Annotated in this window: 13 protein-coding genes and 1 pseudogene; 7 read left to right on the top strand and 7 right to left on the bottom strand. The window is 43.5% G+C overall.

All coding sequences use genetic code 11. The features are described 5' to 3' along the window. The first annotated feature begins 6 nt into the window (after positions 1-6). The 3 genes from LWH95_RS07725 (at position 7) to LWH95_RS07715 (ending at position 1,815) form a co-directional block, all read left to right on the top strand. On the top strand, positions 7-312 hold the full coding sequence (locus LWH95_RS07725; protein ID WP_003240074.1) for a hypothetical protein: 306 nt from the start codon (positions 7-9) through the stop codon (positions 310-312). Positions 313-500: 188 nt separating this feature from the next. Further along, on the top strand, positions 501-1,628 hold the full coding sequence (locus tag LWH95_RS07720; protein WP_232919271.1) for a Rap family tetratricopeptide repeat protein: 1,128 nt from the start codon (positions 501-503) through the stop codon (positions 1,626-1,628). Beyond that, entirely contained in the window at positions 1,618-1,815 is a 198-nt protein-coding gene (locus LWH95_RS07715) for a hypothetical protein (protein WP_100276002.1), read from the top strand. The genes LWH95_RS07720 and LWH95_RS07715 overlap by 11 nt, the downstream gene beginning before the upstream one ends. A 48-nt stretch (positions 1,816-1,863) precedes the next feature. On the opposite strand, the gene LWH95_RS07710 is transcribed toward LWH95_RS07715, so the two are convergent. The 4 genes from LWH95_RS07710 to srfP all read right to left on the bottom strand — a co-directional run bounded on the left by LWH95_RS07710 (position 1,864) and on the right by srfP (position 9,686). After that, positions 1,864-3,810, bottom strand: a complete 1,947-nt coding sequence (locus tag LWH95_RS07710; protein WP_232919270.1) for a DUF2075 domain-containing protein — start codon at positions 3,808-3,810, stop codon at positions 1,864-1,866. Between the two features lie 219 nt (positions 3,811-4,029). Then, positions 4,030-5,406 carry a 23S rRNA (uracil(1939)-C(5))-methyltransferase RlmD gene (gene rlmD / locus LWH95_RS07705; RefSeq protein WP_232919269.1) on the bottom strand — a complete coding sequence of 459 codons (1,377 nt, stop codon included), beginning with the start codon at positions 5,404-5,406 and terminating at the stop codon, positions 4,030-4,032. A gap of 57 nt (positions 5,407-5,463) precedes the next feature. Beyond that, positions 5,464-6,375, bottom strand: a complete 912-nt coding sequence (locus tag LWH95_RS07700) for a diacylglycerol kinase (RefSeq protein ID WP_003219448.1) — start codon at positions 6,373-6,375, stop codon at positions 5,464-5,466. 152 nt (positions 6,376-6,527) lie between these two features. Continuing rightward, positions 6,528-9,686 carry a surfactin resistance protein SrfP gene (gene srfP, locus LWH95_RS07695; protein WP_232919350.1) on the bottom strand — a complete coding sequence of 1,053 codons (3,159 nt, stop codon included), beginning with the start codon at positions 9,684-9,686 and terminating at the stop codon, positions 6,528-6,530. Positions 9,687-9,817: 131 nt separating this feature from the next. On the opposite strand from srfP, the pseudogene LWH95_RS07690 reads away from it, so the two are divergent. Continuing rightward, positions 9,818-10,706: pseudogene (locus tag LWH95_RS07690) on the top strand (TetR/AcrR family transcriptional regulator). Here LWH95_RS07690 and gatB read toward each other — a convergent pair. Genes gatB through gatC form a run of 3 tightly spaced genes read right to left on the bottom strand, consistent with a single transcriptional unit; the run spans position 10,703 to position 13,910 of the window. Beyond that, positions 10,703-12,133, bottom strand: a complete 1,431-nt coding sequence (gene gatB, locus LWH95_RS07685; protein ID WP_003240092.1) for an Asp-tRNA(Asn)/Glu-tRNA(Gln) amidotransferase subunit GatB — start codon at positions 12,131-12,133, stop codon at positions 10,703-10,705. The pseudogene LWH95_RS07690 and the gene gatB sit on opposite strands and share 4 nt — an antisense overlap. A gap of 13 nt (positions 12,134-12,146) precedes the next feature. Further along, positions 12,147-13,604: an Asp-tRNA(Asn)/Glu-tRNA(Gln) amidotransferase subunit GatA gene (gatA, locus tag LWH95_RS07680; RefSeq protein WP_003240095.1), complete on the bottom strand. Its 1,458-nt coding sequence runs from the start codon at positions 13,602-13,604 to the stop codon at positions 12,147-12,149. Between the two features lie 15 nt (positions 13,605-13,619). Further along, positions 13,620-13,910 carry an Asp-tRNA(Asn)/Glu-tRNA(Gln) amidotransferase subunit GatC gene (gatC, locus tag LWH95_RS07675; RefSeq protein ID WP_003219442.1) on the bottom strand — a complete coding sequence of 97 codons (291 nt, stop codon included), beginning with the start codon at positions 13,908-13,910 and terminating at the stop codon, positions 13,620-13,622. 413 nt (positions 13,911-14,323) lie between these two features. On the opposite strand from gatC, the gene opuE reads away from it, so the two are divergent. The 3 genes from opuE (at position 14,324) to LWH95_RS07660 (ending at position 18,098) form a co-directional block, all read left to right on the top strand. Beyond that, positions 14,324-15,802: a proline transporter OpuE gene (opuE, locus tag LWH95_RS07670; protein ID WP_103672132.1), complete on the top strand. Its 1,479-nt coding sequence runs from the start codon at positions 14,324-14,326 to the stop codon at positions 15,800-15,802. Between the two features lie 105 nt (positions 15,803-15,907). Continuing rightward, on the top strand, positions 15,908-16,606 hold the full coding sequence (locus LWH95_RS07665) for an MgtC/SapB family protein (RefSeq protein ID WP_072181537.1): 699 nt from the start codon (positions 15,908-15,910) through the stop codon (positions 16,604-16,606). A gap of 112 nt (positions 16,607-16,718) precedes the next feature. Beyond that, positions 16,719-18,098 carry an alkaline phosphatase gene (locus tag LWH95_RS07660; RefSeq protein WP_133488866.1) on the top strand — a complete coding sequence of 460 codons (1,380 nt, stop codon included), beginning with the start codon at positions 16,719-16,721 and terminating at the stop codon, positions 18,096-18,098. Positions 18,099-18,166: the final 68 nt, after the last annotated feature.

Below are 18,166 nucleotides of genomic sequence, written 5' to 3'. Positions count from 1 at the left end.
ATCACCTTGACAGTAAGAAAAGAATTAATAAAACAAATTAATTTAACAATCGTAGCAATAAAAACAATTCATCAAAAGAATCCAACTCCAATGGTCAAAAACATATTAAAAAGATACGAAGAAGCAATAGTCTTTATCCAACATTCATCTGAGGAACAATTTGAAGAAGGCTTTTCTAAAATTAGAAACAAATTAGACACTTTGACAAGAGCATACCTAGAATCAGCTAACGACTACATGAATCCTATGCTCAAAGAAATGCATAAGACAGAAAAACTGCTAAAAGAATACGACGAAACTGCTCAGTCGTAATAACCGCAATCCAAAGTTCAAAAGTTGAGATTGTACTACCTTCACAAAACCAAATATAACGCGAAACACCCAAACTGCCATTTGCGGATCACACCGAAAATTTATTTTGCGGTCTCTCAAACCCTTCCTATTAAATTTCAGTATTGATAAAATTTACATAATTAGTGAGAAGAGGAAGGGTGAGCAGTTTGGGCACAATTTCGTCTCCGCACGTTGGGATGAAAATTAATGAGTGGAACCGGCATATTCAAAAGTTTAATGTGACTGACTCTGAAATGCTTAAAGCTGAGATCGAACGGGACATTGACATCATGGAAGAAGACCAAGATCTCTTGATTTACTATCAGCTCATTGCATTTCGTCATCAGCTTATGATTGATTATGTGATTCCATCTGAAGGAAACCAAATGGAGTTGTCAGAATATTTAAAGAGAATTGAAGGAAGCAACAGGAAAATGGAGAAACTCGTTGAATACTACTATTATTTTTTTCAAGGGATGTATGAATTCAAACAGGGCAATTTCTTAAGTGCCATTACATTCTATCAAAAAGCGGAAAACACCATTCCTTATATTTCAGATGAAATTGAGCGGGCGGAATTTTATTTTAAAATGGCTGAAGTGTTTTATCATATGAAACAAACCCACGTATCCATGCACTATTCTTCTCAGGCGTATAACATCTATAAAACGCACGACCTTTACTCAGTCCGCCGCATACAATGCCATTTTGTAATCGCAGGAAACTACGACGATTTAGAAAGTCATGAAAAGGCGCTCCCTCACCTCGAACAGGCACTAAAAGGCGCACGGCTGCTTGAAAGCAAAAACAAGCGGATTTACGGCCAAGCTTTATTCAATATTGGAAATTGTTATCTTAAAATGGGTGAATTGACGAAAGCAGCAAAATACATGGAGAAATCGATACTCCAATTTAAAAAATCAAATTTCAACAACTTGACACAAGCTTACCACGATTTAGCCTTAATTTATTTTCTTCAACATAAACAAGAACAGGCAATGGATTGTTTCAGAAAAGGCGTACGCTTCGCATGTGAATTTGACGATGGCCTATTTAAAATTATGTTTGAAGGATTACAGGCGCTGTTTATCAAAAAAGGAGAAGCGTCCATTTTATTAAATGTTTTCAACAAATTAGAGACATCCCAGGGATATCCTTATATGGAAGAGTTGGCATTATTAGCCGCAAAGTTTTATACTGAAATTGGGCAGATGGATGATTCTGTTATCTGTTTCAAAAAGATGGTTCATGCCCGCAAACAAATTCAGAGAGGGGATTGTTTGTATGAAATTTAAACTGACTTTGTGCGCTGTAATTGCTTTGATCGGTGTAAGCTTTATCAGTTCTTCCTTAGGAAATGAAGTAAATGTGGCATCCAGAAACATGACAAGCAAAGCTGCAAACGATTCAACGAACTCCCTAGCAGACAAAGCCATCTTTGACAAGGAAATAACGATTGCAGAAAACGGAACGCTTGGTTAAGGACAAGACGCAGCTTAGGCTGCGTCTGTTTTAATAGCATCATGTTATTTAATACTTGTATTGTGCTTTTTCTTCAGCAACTAATGAAGACTTAAAAAACTTCTCTTTATAATTCATTTGCATCTGTTTCAACCTCTTTAAAAAGTAATTTTCCAATTCTTTGTCTATGCAATAAATAAAACAACCTTTCTGTCCCCGAGTCATCAATGTTCTGTATGTGTTGCGAATAATTTCGTCTGCAAGCTTCTCCGCTTCATCTGAATTTTGCTTTAACATTTTCTTCAAACCACGTAAGGAGGTATCTGTTTTTGCCCGCTTTGAATGATCGGTCAATACTACTCCATCCCTGCATACTAGATCATCACCTATAATTACACCTACATAATCAAATTCCAAACCTTGGCATGTGTGTATACAACCTATCTCATTAACAGAATCTTCATCAATTGCCCACGTGTCAGAGTTATTTAAATTCCAACTCATTCCGAATTGATATTCAGGAATCTCGATATCATGGAATTCTGTTTTAGCTTTTCCTTCCTTCACCCAATTCCAACAGTAACCGGCAACTATTCGAGATTTATTATTAACTTTATTCAGCTTTTCTATCTCTTTACGCAGTTCATTTGGATTTTTATATATACGAAAATCATAGCTCGTTCCAATATAATTAGAATTCGCTGTTTCCCGAATTTGCAGAACATCATCTAACCAGCTTATATAACCATCTGAACCATTGCAACGAAACTGTGAATCCAGTTTCATATTTGTAATCTTGGCACCTAATTCTTTTGAAAATTTATGAATTGTATCAATGCTCCCAATATCCTTTAGCGTCACTCTTTGACGTTCATCTATAAAAAAAACAGAAAATTTGGAAGCATTTATTATTTCCTTAATTTGATTTTCCCCAAGGTTATTAAATAACCCCGATTTTTCATTTAATCGATGCGATTCATCAACAATCAAAACATCAAATTCATCTGATGGAGCATTAACATAACTGCCCGATCCTGTAAATAAATTATCAATGTGCCCCTTTCGAAAATTTTGTTTTAACTTAGTAGCATATATATTTCTCGGAGCTGCATTTTTTGTTACATATTGTGCAACCAGACTTCGATTTGTTGCTTCTACTAATAAATTTATTGCAAGAACAGACTTTCCTGTACCAGGGCCGCCTTCAACAACTAAGACTTGTTTTGTGTTTGTACGTAACGCTTCATTTGCTAAATGTAAAGCAGCCTCATAAACCACTTTTTGATCATCAATCATCATAAACTCTTGATTACCTTGAAGCATACTATTTAACGAATCTTGAAGAGACTTTGAAGGCCTTATTTTTCCCTTATCTATTGTATATAGAATTTCTTTGTTGTCCCCATACTTAACATACTTTTTAATGAAATCACGAAGTTTACCTGAATCACCTTTGATAAAAACAGGTGCTTCTTTTATATAATAATCATATATTGAATCAGTTAACGGATCATCTGCACCCTGATTCAAGTAGTTATGTAAGTATGTACAAGGATATAGATTGATATCTTCTTTCTGAGCATTTTCATTATAGTCTTTGATTAATGCAGCATAAGACCAAGCTTGATAAGAGGGATGGGTTGTCTCCCGTAAACCTTGATTTATAAACGTTTTAACAATAGCCTCTTTACCATTAATTTTCTCAACTTTCTCCCATTGTTTAAGTTCTACAATCACAACAGATGAACGATAATCCTTATCTGATCCAGATATAAGAAAATCAATACGCTTCGAAGTATGTGGTATTTTAAACTCAATAGCAATTCCTGCATCCTTAGGAATTTCTCTATCACTTAATACCCTATACATATACTGCATAGAGTTATCCCAAGACCTAACCTCTCTCTCATTTATTCTGCCAATTTTATCATTGTAGTTTTTATAGATATTCGTCACCAATTTATCGTCAAACACATCACTTAGAAACTCTTCTTTTGTAGCTTCATAAACTATCATTTCCTTCACCTTTTCATTTTTACTCTCTTTTTATAAGTATACGTTTGAATTCACATGATAATTAACACTAAAATACTTTCGGATAAACTTTTTTGTTAATTTTACCACATTCAAATAAGCTAGTTTTATATTTTTATCGGTTAATAAAAGCAATACTTCACTTCATTCATTTTTTAATAATTCACAAAAAAAGACAGTGTCCTCTAAAAGAGACACTGTTTATTTCAATATGAGCTTCGCCACACACTCCACATGATTCGTATGCGGAAACATATCCACAGGCTGCACTTCGAGCGTCTGATACCCGCCTTCCTCAAGCACCCGCAGGTCTCTCGCAAGCGTTCCAGGATTACAGGACACATACACTACCCGCTTCGGTTTCATCTCCACAATCGTCCGCAGAAGGGCTTCGTCGCAGCCTTTTCTTGGCGGATCGACGACTAGCGTATCGGCCGTGATGCCTTCTTCATACCATTTTGGAATCACGGTTTCCGCTTCCCCGACCGCGAACTCTGCGTTTGTGATGCCGTTTAATTCTGCGTTTCTTTTAGCATCCTCAATTGCTTCCGGTACAATTTCAACACCGTACACTTTTTTCGCCTGTTTCGCTAGGAAGAGAGAAATCGTTCCGATGCCGCAGTAGGCGTCGATGACGGTTTCTTCACCTTGAAGCTCCGCATATTCAAGCGCTTTGTCGTAGAGCACCTTTGTTTGCTCTGGGTTAACCTGATAGAACGATCTGGCGGAGATGGCGAATTTGACGTCTCCGATCAGGTCGTAGATGTATTCTTCGCCCCAGATGACGTTTGTTTCGTTTCCGAAGATGACGTTTGTTTTGTTTGGGTTGATGTTTTGCACGATGGATTTGACGTGCGGGAATTGCGCTGTGATGTCTTCAATGATCTTCGCTTTGTGCGGGAAGTCGTTTGTTCTTGTGATGAAGACGATCATCATTTCGCCCGTAACGACGCCGTATCTGACCATGATGTGGCGGAGCCAGCCTTTGTGGCGTTCTTCGTTGTAGGCTTTGACACCGTATTTGGCGCAAATGTCTTTGACGGCTTGGACGGCTTCGTCGTTTTTGGATTGCTGGATCAGGCAGGCGCTCATGTCGATGATGTCATGGCTTCTTTGCTGATAAAATCCGGCGACGAGTCCGCCTTCCCGTTCTCCTACCGGCACCTGCGCTTTGTTTCTGTAGTTCCAAGGGTCTTGCATGCCAAGTGTCGGGTGCACGGTGACGTTGGACAGGTCCAGCTTGCCGATCCGTTCTAACACGTCTTTGACTTGTTTCTGTTTAAACAAGAGCTGGCCTTCGTAGGTCATGTGCTGAAGCTGGCAGCCGCCGCATTGTTTGTAAATCGGGCATGGGGCATCCGTTCTATGCGGGCTTTCTTCCTTCAGCTCAATCAGGCGGCCAAAGGCGAACCCTTTTTTGACTCGGGTCACTTTGATTTGGGCTTTTTCCTCCGGAAGGGCGTTCGGCACGAAGATCGGGAAGCCCTGCACCTTTGCGACGCCCGCTCCTTCGTGGGTCAAATCCTCAAATGTCACGTCGTAGTATTCATTCTTTTCTACTGGGGGTTTCATTTTCATCTATAATCACCTCTAGTTTTAAGCGAAAGAAAAACTTGGCCTGTACAAGCCAAGTTTTTAGTCATCCAGCTGTTCCGCTTTCTCCTTCGGCATGACGACGTGAATGTGTCGATACAGATTCACGAATTCGCCCGGCAGCATGCCGCCGTACTCGCCGTCCAGGTTCAGCTGCATCTTTTCTGATACATTGACTTTCACGCGGTTCGCTTTTGTATAAATAATGTGCTGGTCGTTGATGTGTTCGCCGCGTAGCGCCATCGTTGCGACCCTGATAAATTCAGCAAGGTTTGCTTTCTTTAGTATCATCAAATCAAACATGCCGTCATTCAAACTGGAATCCGGCGCGAGCTTTTCGAACCCGCCGACGGAATTTGTCAGCGTGACCAAAAACAGCATGATTTCACCTTGAAACAGCTTGCCGTCATATTCAATCTCGACTTCTGTCGGACGAAGTGAAGGCAGCATTTCCATTCCCTTTAAATAATAGGCAAGCTGGCCGAGCATCGTTTTGAGTTTGCTTGGCACGTCGTACGTCAGCTCCGTCAGACGGCCTCCGCCGGCGATATTGATAAAATACTGGCCGTTGACCTGTCCGATGTCAATCGGGCGGGCAACGCCGTTAATGACCGTATCTGCCGCTTTTAAAATATCCTCACGCGGAATATTAAGCGCTCTCGCAAAATCATTCGTTGTACCGACAGGAATGACACCGAGTGTCGGACGGTTGTCTAAAGGCGCAAGCCCGTTGACGACCTCGTTGATCGTCCCGTCCCCGCCTGCCGCAACGATTAAGTCAAACTCACGCAATGCCGCTTCCTTGGCGGCGTGCGTCGCGTCTCCTGCGCATGTCGTCGCATGGGTGGAGGTTTCATAGCCGGCTTGTTCAAATTTTTGCAGGACCTGGGCAAGATGCTTTTTAAAGATCTCCCGTCCCGAAGTCGGATTGTATATTATGCGTGCACGTTTCATTATCTCATCATCCTACTTAAGAGTATCCGATCCATTTTTACACTAACAACCTTTAATTATACTATGAGTTAAAAAAATCGCAACAAAATGTACATAATCTTACAGGTGAAAACGCACAAAAGCCTCAGCAGAGCTGAGGCTTTTTGTTTTTTTTACTCTTCTTCCGTTCCCGGTTTTTTCTTGCGGAACTTCGCCAATACTTCATATACGATTGGCACGATCAAGAGCGTCAGAAGCGTTGAACTGATCAAACCGCCGATAACCGTTACGCCGAGTCCTTTTGAAATGACCTGGCTTCCGCCTTCGAAGCCTAGCGCTAACGGAATCAAGGCGCCGATTGTCGCGATGGCTGTCATCAGGATCGGACGGAGTCGTGTAGAGCCGGCTTCTAAGAGCGCTTCTCTCGTAGACAGTCCTTCCGCTTCCTTATGGATGACGCGGTCAATTAAGACAATGGCATTCGTGACAACGATACCGATCAGCATGAGCATACCGATCATTGCGTTCAGACTGATCGTTTCACCTGATACATAAAGTCCGACCAGGGCACCGATGACTGTGAACGGCAATGAGAACAGAATCGCAAATGGCGCTAGTGCTCCGCCAAATGTAATCACAAGCACGAGGTAAACGATCGCTATTGCTGCCAGCATCGCTAAACCAAGCTTCGTAAAGGAATCAGCGATATCTGCTGATACCCCGCCTGTATCAATCGTTACGTTATCAGGCAGGTCAAGCTTATCAATTTTCTTCTGGACATCAGCTGATACGGCTGTGACGTTGTCAGATGTAACCTCACCCGTGACATCTGCATAGACTTTGCCGTCACGTTTTGACACGGTATCAGATGTTGATCCTTCTTTCACTTTGGCGACATCGCCAATTTTGACTTCCTGGCCAGTCGCAGAAGTAATCTTTTTGTTCTCTAAATCTTTCACACTCTTATACTCGTCTTTTTCCGTCTTAATGTTCACATCAAGCTCTTTGCCGTCTTTTTTCACGGTTGTGAGCGGTTCCTGTGATGTTTGTGTCATTAAGGCCTGAGAAATTTGAGACGCAGTTAAACCGAGTTTGCTTAATTTTTCTTGGTCAGCGACAAATGTATATTCATCGTATTTGCTGGAAAGGCCTGAGTTTACGTTTTTCAGATCCTTTTCATCTTTCATGATTTTTTCAATGTCTTTGACCGTGTCTTTAATGTCGTTTTCTGAATCGCCATACACATAGTATGTTAATTCATTGTTATTGCCTGAAGAGCTGAAGTCCTGTGACTTCCATTCTCCGCGGTCAGATTGCTTTTGGATTTCCTTCAGCACGTTGTCTTTTTCTTTATCAAAGTCAGGCGTGTCGCTTTCATATTTGATATAGAATAACGCACCGTTAGAATCTCCTCCGGCAAGCGGGCTGCCAGAGCCTAATGAATACTGAACCGTATCGACATGCTTACGGTCAAGCAGGATTTTTTCCGCTTTTTCAGCTTCATCTTCGGCTTCTTTTTTCGTTTCACCCGGTTCTGGGCTGTATGTGAGCTGCATCGTTTTTTCTTCCTCGGACGGCAGGTAGCTGGCACCGATTAACGGTACGAGGAACAAGCTTCCAAGCAGCATCAGAATGGCGACGATAGACGTGATCCATTTGTGGCTCAGCGCCCAGTTCAATACTTTTTTATAGATGTTTGCAAGTCTGCCAGGTTTGTGCTCTTTCGCTTTGATTGGCGCGCCCGTTAATGATTTTTTGAACAGGCTGTGCGCCAGCATCGGCACAAGCGTGATCGAAATCACCAGGGATGCGGCAAGTGCAAAAACAATCGTTAAGGCAAACGGAATAAACAACTCACCGATTTGTCCGCCTACAAGTGCGAGCGGCAGGAATACCGCAATTGTCACAATCGTTGATGACATGATCGGTTTAAACATTTCCTTCGTCGCTTCACGAACCAAGGCTTTTCCGCGGAGCGGCTCATCCTTGAGTCTCATGCGGCGGTAAATGTTTTCGATAACAACGATAGAGTCATCGACAACCCGTCCAATTGCAACAGTCATTGCGCCGAGCGTCATGATATTCAGTGTGATATCAAGCTGTTGCAGCACAAGAAGTGCGATGAGCAGTGATAATGGAATAGAAACAACCGAAATTAATGTTGATTTGATATCTCTTAAGAATAAGAGAATAATCACAATCGCAAAAATAGCACCGAAAATGGCTTTGCTTAACATCGTGTCAACTGACTGTGTGATCGGCTCTGCCATGTCGAGTGTTGCGCTATAGTCGAAGCCTTTATGGTCTTCTTTGAACTGCTTCAGCTCATCTTTGACATCGTCAGCAACCTCTACTGTATTCGCATCGTTTGCTTTGACGATGTTGATGCCGATGCTGTCTTTGCCATTTGTGCGCGAAACGGACTCAGCTTTTTTCACATCTTTCATTGTGGCAATGTCAGAAAGCTTAACCGTCGGCACATCTGTGCTTGCGCTTTGCTGCGCCTGTGCTGCCGCTTGCGCGCTTTGAGCTGCTTGTGCACTCTGCGCTGCCGCTTGTGATGCTGCGCTGCTGCCTGCACTTGAAGCTGATGCCGTTGGGATTCTCATATTCTTTAAATCTTTAATTGTTTCGATATCGCCGCTGACGACGACAGATTTTTCTTCATTTCCGAATGTGTACAATCCAAGCGGAGTTGTCACATCTGAACCTTGAATCACTTGTTTGACTGTATCTTCATCAAGGCCGTATTCTTTCAGTTTGTCTTCTTTGAAAGAGAATTCAACCTCTTCCACCTGCTGGCCTGATACTTGGACTGAAGCAACGCCTTCTATGCCTTCAAGCTTAGAAACGAGGCTGTCTTCCACTTGTTTTGTCAGTTCTTGCAGGTTGTCTTTATCACTGGACACGCTCAGCGTCAGAATCGGGAAGGAGTTCAAGCTGTAGCGTGAAATTTCCGGATCCTTCGCGTCATCAGGCAGGCTGACGTTTTCTAAGGCTTCAGCCGCTTCTGTTTTCGCTTTGTCCATATCTTTCTCATAGTCATATTCAATCATGACCGACGATGCGTTTTCGTAGGACGTTGACGTCACAACGCTGACTCCGTCCAAATTCTGCACCGCTTGTTCAACCGGTTTGGTCACCTCATCAGCCACTTGGCTTGGGGTCGCACCCGGATATGTCGTACTGATCGTTAGGTAAGGCATGTTCACGTCAGGAATGGATTCTTGCTTCATATTCATACCCGCATACAAGCCGGCTGCTGTTACAATAATCGTCATCAGCCATACGGCGAATTTGTTTTTCAGAACGAAATTAATAACGTGATTCATCATATCCTCCATTACATTTTTTATTGACTGACTGGTCATTCTATATAATACTAAACGTTATAATGCAACAACGTCAACTCATATACCAGAAAATTTTACTAAATTTTTCAAGGATTAAGGGGAAGCACGTCATGAATGAAAAAAAAGAGAGAATCATAAAAACCAGCATTCATTTATTTGCGAAAAAAGGATTCGCAGCTACGACGATTCAGGAAATCGCCAGTGAATGCGGTATCTCGAAGGGCGCTTTTTATTTGCACTTCAAATCAAAAGAAGCGCTGCTGTTATCTGCCTGTGAATATTACATTGGCATGTCTATGAAAAAAATGAAGAATATAGAAGAGAATCTCGCCGGAAAACCGCCTAAAGAAGTATTAAAAAAGCAAATTGGCGCTCAATTTGATGATTTCCGTGATCATAAAGATTTTATCGTTCTTTTGCTTACCGAAAATATCATTCCGGAGAATCAAGAAATCAAGCAATACTTTTACAAAGTAACCGCGGAGACGGATAAACTGTACCGGAACGCCTTGCTGGCGTCCTATGGCGAAGGAATCGAGCGGTACGTCGCAGACCTCTCCATCATGGCAAGGGGCATTGTGCATTCCTATATGAATGTGATGGTATTTAACGGAGAGCTCAATATCGATGCAGAAGAAATCTCAGCTTTTATCATCGAGAGATTGGATGACCTCGTACAGGGGCTGAGCCGTTCAGCCCTCAATCCCATTGTGCCAAAAGACATTTTCAGCCCGATGCCTGCGGGGAAAGATCAGCTGCTTGAGGACATTCAGAAAGCGAAAGAAAACAGCACACTGCCTGAGGATATCGTCGTGTCGCTGGATGTCATCGAGGAAGAGCTGTCTCAGGATAAACCGCGCAAGCCGATTATTAAAGGCATGCTGTCCAATTTGACCGGGACCAACGACAAAGAAGTTGAAAAGCTTCGAGCTCTGATCTCTGTCTTCATCTCGATTTGACCATCAAAAAAGCAGCCCCTACGGGCTGCTTTTTTATTAGCGTTTTTTAATTTCTTCAAGCAGGATTTTGTTGACCATCGGCGGGTTGGCTTGTCCTTTGGACGCTTTCATAATCTGTCCGACAAGGAAGCCGATCGCACGGTCTTTCCCGTTTTTAAAGTCTTCGATTGATTGAGGATTGTTGTCAAGCGCCTCTGTGACAAGCTTCAGAAGTACGCCTTCGTCAGAAATCTGCACGAGGCCTTTTTCTTTCACAATCTTCTCAGCGTCGCCGCCTTTTTCAATCAATTCCTTAAACACTTTCTTCGCGATCTTAGAAGAAATAGTTCCTTTTTCAATCAATTTGATCATGCCGGCAAGGCCTTCAGGTGTCAGCGCAACGTCAGCAAGCTCTTTTTGTTCAGCATTCAGATAAGCTGACACTTCTCCCATAAGCCAGTTAGATGCTTGTTTGGCTTCAGCGCCTTTTTGAACGGTTTCTTCAAAGAAATCAGCCATTTCTTTTGTCAGCGTCAGAACCATCGCGTCATATGCAGGCAAGCCAAGCTCATCGATATAACGCTTGCGGCGCTCATCTGGAAGCTCAGGAATGCTTGCTTTTACGCGTTCCTTCCATTCATCGTCAATGTAAAGCTCGACAAGGTCTGGCTCCGGGAAGTAACGGTAGTCGTCAGATCCCTCTTTGACACGCATGAGAATGGTTTTCTTCGTTGCTTCATCATAACGGCGAGTTTCCTGCTGGATAACGCCGCCGGAGAGAAGAACCTGCTCCTGGCGTTTTTCTTCATGCTCAAGGCCTTTTTGAACAAACGCAAAGGAGTTCAAGTTTTTCAATTCTGTTTTTGTGCCGAATTCCTCTTGGCCGATTGGGCGAAGAGAGATATTGGCGTCACAGCGAAGTGAGCCTTCTTCCATTTTACAGTCAGAAACGCCTGTATATTGGATGATGGACTTCAGCTTTTCAAGATACGCGTACGCTTCTTCCGGCGTGCGGATATCCGGCTCTGATACGATTTCAACAAGCGGCGTTCCTTGGCGGTTGAAGTCAACAAGAGAATAGCCGTCTCCTGTATGCGTCAGTTTTCCGGCATCTTCTTCTAGGTGAAGGCGTGTGATGCCGATGCGTTTTGTTTTTCCGCCGACTTCAATTTCGATCCAGCCGTTTTCGCCGATTGGCTTATCAAATTGAGAAATCTGATACGCTTTCGGGTTGTCCGGATAGAAATAGTTTTTGCGGTCAAACTTCGTATCTGTTGCGATCTCACAGTTGAGCGCCATAGCGGCTTTCATTGCGAATTCAACAGCTTCTTTGTTCAGAACAGGCAGGACACCCGGGTACCCGAGGTCAATGACGCTTGTCTGCGTATTCGCCTCCGCGCCGAATGGCGTCGGAGAGCTTGAGAAAATTTTTGATTTTGTTTTTAACTCGACGTGGACTTCAAGTCCGATTACCGTTTCAAAGTTCAATTCTTTTCACCCCTTACAATTCAGGTTTTGCTTTATGATGGTCTGTCGCTTGTTCAAATGCATGAGCAACACGGTATACAGTGCTTTCGTCAAAGTGTTTTCCGATGATTTGCAGGCCGAGCGGAAGTCCGTCTGCTAATCCGCATGGCACGCTGATTCCCGGTACGCCGGCAAGATTGACCGGAATCGTTAAGATATCGTTTGCGTACATTGTGAGCGGATCTTTCGTGTTCTCACCGATTTTAAATGCAGGTGTCGGTGTCGTCGGACCGACAATGACGTCATATTTCTCAAATACGTCTTCGAAGTCTTTCTTAATCAAAGTACGCACTTTTTGCGCTTTTTTGTAGTACGCATCGTAGTAGCCTGAGCTTAAAGCGAACGTTCCGAGCATGATGCGGCGTTTGACTTCATTTCCGAAACCTTCGGCGCGCGTTTGCTTGTAAAGGTCGATCAGGTTTTCAGCGTTATCTGTGCGGTAACCGTAGCGGATGCCGTCAAAGCGTGCAAGGTTGGCTGACGCTTCAGAAGATGACAGCAGGTAATATGTCGCCAGCGCATATTTGCTGTGCGGAAGAGACACTTCTTCCCATGTAGCGCCGAGGCCTTCAAGCACTTTCAGCGCGGCAAGAACAGATTCTCTCGCTTCTTTGCCGACACCTTCACCAAGGTATTCTTTCGGAACTGCGATTTTCAGTCCTTTGATGTCGCCAGTTAATGAAGAAAGAAAATCAGGCACGTCCACATTTGCGCTTGTAGCGTCCATTTTGTCTACACCGGAAATCGCTTGTAGCAAGAATGCGTTGTCCTCAACTGTACGGGTAATCGGCCCGATTTGGTCTAATGAAGACGCAAATGCGACCAGCCCGTAACGGGATACACGTCCGTATGTAGGCTTCAATCCGACAACGCCGCAGAAGGATGCAGGCTGACGGATGGAACCGCCTGTGTCAGATCCAAGAGAAAACGGAACTTCTCCCGCAGCAACCGCAGCCGCTGATCCGCCGCTTGAACCGCCGGGAACTGTATCCAGATTCCAAGGGTTTTTCGTCAGCTTGTAAGCTGAGTTTTCGGTAGATGATCCCATGGCAAATTCGTCCATGTTCAATTTTCCGATTGTAACCGCTTCAGCGTCTTGAAGGCGCTGAACGACAGTAGCATCGTAAATCGGATCGAAGTTTTCGAGAATTTTGCTGGAACATGTTGTGCGCAGCCCTTTTGTTACGATATTATCTTTTACGCCGATCGGCATACCGAAGAGAAGACCATGCTCAGAACGGCCGTCAACCGCCTCATCAAGCTCCTTCGCGTACGCGCGCGCTCTTTCTTCATCTAATGCCAAAAAGGCTTGTACCTTATCATCAACCGCTTGGATGCGTTTATAAGATTCGTCAACCAGATCAGAAATCTTAATCTCTTTTTTATGTATGAGCTGTTTTAATTCTGTGATTTTATGATCAAATAATGACATTCTTGTGTCCCTCCTTTAGTCCAGAATTGATGGCACACGAATATAGCCGTCTTTATGGTCAGGCGCATTTTTCATGACATCCTCAACCGGAAGACCTTTACCCGCTTCATCTTCTCTCATGACATTTTTCATTTTCAGCACGTGAGTTGTAGGTTCCACATTGTCTGTGTTGACCTCATTAAGCTCCTCGGCAAATGAAATGATGCTGTCGAGCTGTTCAGTGAACATTTTTGCTTCTTCTTCAGTAATCGCAAGTCTTGCAAGGTGCGCAACGTGCTTTACTTCTTCTATTGAAATTCGTGACATATGATCCACCTCCACATATTTCTCCGTTAAGTCATATAATACTGATCATATCAAAAACAAGCCCTTTAAAGCAACAAAACGCCTTAGGACAGGCCTGTGTTTTCGAGACAATACCCTATATATTTTATACTAAAAAGAGGCGAAGGAGAAACGAAATATTTTTCTGAAAATTTTTACTTTAATTATTTTTTGAAAGCGTTTTAATCTTTATTCCCTTCTAGGTTAGCAGCGGTATTTCCCTCTGATGATCCATGTTTCATCGCTTGAATGGCCGGGAATACTTTGTTAGGTTAAGTTACCAAGTGCACCCGCAAAAGAATTTCTTTCGGTTTGCACTAGCGCCAGGCTGCTTAACTGGCACCATCAATTTGAGAGGTGATGCAACATTATTAGAAATGAAGAGAGGGTAAAACGTGAGTATTGAAATTATTATATCGTTAGGAATTTACTTTATTGCCATGCTGTTAATCGGCTGGTATGCATTTAAGAAAACCACTGACATCAACGATTACATGCTTGGTGGAAGAGGTCTCGGACCGTTTGTCACTGCTTTGTCTGCCGGTGCGGCGGATATGAGCGGATGGATGCTGATGGGTGTTCCCGGCGCGATGTTTGCGACAGGGCTGTCAACCTTATGGCTTGCTTTAGGTCTCACAATCGGGGCGTACTCAAACTACTTGCTGCTGGCTCCAAGGCTGCGTGCTTATACGGAAGCGGCGGATGACGCGATTACGATTCCTGATTTCTTTGATAAACGATTCCAGCATTCTTCATCACTGCTGAAAATCGTATCTGCTTTGGTTATCATGATCTTTTTCACATTGTATACCTCTTCCGGTATGGTATCTGGCGGACGGCTGTTTGAATCTGCTTTTGGCGCGGATTACAAATTAGGCTTGCTTCTGACTACCGGTGTTGTCGTATTGTACACACTGTTTGGCGGTTTCCTTGCTGTCAGTCTGACTGACTTCGTGCAGGGTGCGATCATGTTTGCAGCACTAGTGCTTGTGCCGATCGTTGCTTTTACCCATGTGGGCGGCGTTGCTCCGACTTTTCATGAAATCAGCGCTGTTAACCCAAATTTATTGGATATCTTTAAAGGCGCGAGCGTCATTAGCATTATTTCCTATTTAGCCTGGGGCTTGGGCTATTATGGCCAGCCTCATATTATCGTCCGATTTATGGCCATTAAAAACATTAAAGATTTAAAGCCTGCACGCCGAATCGGCATGAGCTGGATGATCATTTCAGTTCTCGGTTCCGTGCTGACGGGTTTAATCGGTGTTGCTTATGCCCATAAATTCGGTGTTGCTGTAAAAGATCCGGAGATGATATTCATTATCTTCTCTAAAATCTTGTTCCACCCTTTAATTACAGGATTCTTATTGTCAGCTATTTTGGCTGCCATCATGAGTTCCATCTCCTCACAGCTCTTAGTAACAGCAAGTGCTGTGACAGAGGATTTATACCGGACGTTTTTCAGACGAAAAGCTTCCGATAAAGAATTAGTAATGGTCGGGCGTCTGTCCGTCTTAGTGATTGCCGTTATAGCGGTTCTCTTATCATTGAATCCGAGCAGCTCCATTCTTGATTTAGTCGGATACGCGTGGGCCGGCTTCGGTTCAGCTTTCGGGCCTGCGATTCTGCTCAGCCTGTATTGGAAGCGGATGAACGAATGGGGCGCGCTTGCTGCGATGATTGTCGGGGCTGCGACCGTGTTGATCTGGATTACAACCGGCCTGGCAAAATCAACCGGCGTGTACGAAATCATCCCTGGGTTCATCCTCAGTATGATTGCCGGCATCATAGTCAGCATGATTACAAAGCGTCCTGCAAAAGCCTCTTACCGATTATTTGGTGTTATGGAAAAGCTGTTAAAACGCAAAAAGTAATCAAAAAGCCATCAAGCGCAGCTTGGTGGCTTTTGTGCCCTTGTTTTGCTATAAATACTGTGAGAAAATCATATTTATTTAAAAACACCTTAGATAAGGGGGAAGTTGCTGTTGAGCTGGTACATTGATCCTGATATTTTATTAAAATTGGGCATTGCCACGTTGATTGGCATGGTCATCGGGCTTGAGCGCGAATTAAAAAATAAGCCGCTCGGATTAAAAACCTGTATCGTTATCGCCGTCAGCTCATGCATGCTGACGATCGTCAGTATTAATGCGGCATATCATTTCCCTAAATACTACCGCATCATGATGGACCCGCTGCGTCTGCCGGCACAAATCATCTCCGGCGTCGGGTTTATCGGAGCTGGTGTCATCTTGCGGAAAAGCAACGATGTCATTTCCGGCCTAACGACATCGGCTATGATCTGGGGGGCTGCGGGGCTCGGGCTGGCAACGGGAGCCGGATTTTATAAAGAAGCGTTTGCCAGTCTTCTGTTCATCCTGATCAGCGTAGAATTTCTGCCATGGGTGGTCAGAAAAATCGGGCCCGACCGCCTGCAGGAAAAAGACATCCGCATCAGAATGTCGCTTTCTGATAAGGACAAAATGACAGAGATTTTAAAAGAAATGAAAAGAAGAGATATCAAAACACACTCCGTCCGGATCGACGACCTGGGCGAAAAGGAATTTCCGATCATGGAAGTAAAGGTCCGGGTCCATAAAAACAGATACACGACCGATGTCTACTATGACATTAAAGACATTGAAGGCGTAGTCGGCGTAAAGTGTGATACATTATAAAAGCCAATGGGACATGAATCCCATTGGCTTTTCGCTGTCATCGAAAAAAACATTGAAGTCTCTATTGCTTTCAAATAAAATACATATTAGTAAATAAATATAATAAAAGGAGATGTTCCTCATTACCAAAGCCCGGTTTACAGTAACTGTCGCCCTCATTTTGACTGCTTTCTTAAGTATTTTTGCCATAACAGAATTCATATCCCCTCCTCAATCTCAATCATCCAAGAGCAGCAGCAAGAACCCTAAAAATATTATCTTAATCATCGGAGACGGAATGGGTATGCCAATGATTAACAGCTATAGGACATTAAAAAGCGAAAAGCTGAACACTCCCGTCCAAACAGCATGGGACTCTTATTTAACAGGCATGCAGATGACACATCCTAACGATCCCAGAGACAATATTACTGACTCTTCGGCTGCTGCAACCGCCATGGCAACCGGAACGAAAACATATAACGACGCCATTGCTGTAGACAACAATCATCAGCAGCTCAAAAGCGTAACAGAAGCTGCCAAGGAGAATAAGAAGTCCGTCGGCTTCGTCGTGACTTCGGACTTAACCGACGCCACTCCCGCTGCTTTCGGCGTACATAACATCTCACGGAAAAACTACACTGAAATTGCTGACCAATACTATGATGAACGGATTAATGGATCTCATAAGGTTGATGTTTTACTGGGAGGCGGAGCGAAATATTTCATTCGCAATGACCGAAATCTTGCTGAAGAATTCCAAAAAGACGGCTATCATTATGTGACCACAAAGCAAGACCTGAAAAAAAATCAGCACGATAAGCTGCTCGGACTGTTTGGAGAAGTAGAATTAGATAAAGCGATTGACAGAGAGAACAGTACACCTTCTCTAAAAGACATGACAGAAGCGGCACTCACTCAGTTACAGAAGAACGAAAACGGTTTTTTTATGCTTCTGGAAGGAAGCAATATTGACAATGCAGCCCATGAAAATGACGTGGTGGGCGCTTTGAGTGAAATGGAAGATTTCGAGAAAGGTGTTCAAGCTGCTCTGGATTTTGCGAAAAAAGATAAAGAAACGCTGGTTATTATTACAGCTGACCACTCTACAGGCGGGTTCTCTTACGGCGCAGAGGGAATGACGCGCGAGACCGGCTATAAATGGGACCCTTCCCCAATCATCGCCGCTAAAAAAACGCCGGGCTATATGGCAGAGAAGATCGCTGAAGGCCAAGATGCCGAAAAAGTGCTCAGCACTTATATTGATATAAAGCTGACGGAAAATGAGATCAATCAGGTTAAAAACGCAGCCTCACAATCGAATACAGCTGCTGTCCAAAAAAGCATTCAATTGATTTTTGATAAACGGTCTTTTTCAGGCTGGACGACGTTAGCCCACACCGGGGAAGACGTACCGGTTTATGCTTACGGTCCGGGAAAAGAAAAATGGAAGGGGCTTATCGACAATACGCAGCAGGCAAAAAACATTTTTGCCATTTTAGAACAAAAATAAAAAACTCCGGCTCACTGCCGGAGTTTTTTTATTAAGGAGCGCCGCCCCAGAAAGGATCGGCGCAAATT

This window comes from Bacillus sp. G16 (assembly GCF_021282335.1).
GTDB lineage: Bacteria > Bacillota > Bacilli > Bacillales > Bacillaceae > Bacillus > Bacillus inaquosorum.
This window is presented reverse-complemented; position numbering and strand designations above follow the sequence as displayed.

Excerpts from the sequence above, each read along its gene's own strand:
- srfP (WP_232919350.1), bottom strand. The coding sequence starts at position 9,686 with ATGAATCACGTTATTAATTTCGTTCTGAAAAACAAATTCGCCGTATGG.
- gatC (WP_003219442.1), bottom strand. The coding sequence starts at position 13,910 with ATGTCACGAATTTCAATAGAAGAAGTAAAGCACGTTGCGCACCTTGCA.
- LWH95_RS07715 (WP_100276002.1), top strand. The coding sequence starts at position 1,618 with ATGAAATTTAAACTGACTTTGTGCGCTGTAATTGCTTTGATCGGTGTA.
- LWH95_RS07700 (WP_003219448.1), bottom strand. The coding sequence starts at position 6,375 with ATGAAACGTGCACGCATAATATACAATCCGACTTCGGGACGGGAGATC.
- rlmD (WP_232919269.1), bottom strand. The coding sequence starts at position 5,406 with ATGAAAATGAAACCCCCAGTAGAAAAGAATGAATACTACGACGTGACA.
- gatA (WP_003240095.1), bottom strand. The coding sequence starts at position 13,604 with ATGTCATTATTTGATCATAAAATCACAGAATTAAAACAGCTCATACAT.
- LWH95_RS07710 (WP_232919270.1), bottom strand. The coding sequence starts at position 3,810 with ATGATAGTTTATGAAGCTACAAAAGAAGAGTTTCTAAGTGATGTGTTT.
- LWH95_RS07660 (WP_133488866.1), top strand. The coding sequence starts at position 16,719 with ATGTTCCTCATTACCAAAGCCCGGTTTACAGTAACTGTCGCCCTCATT.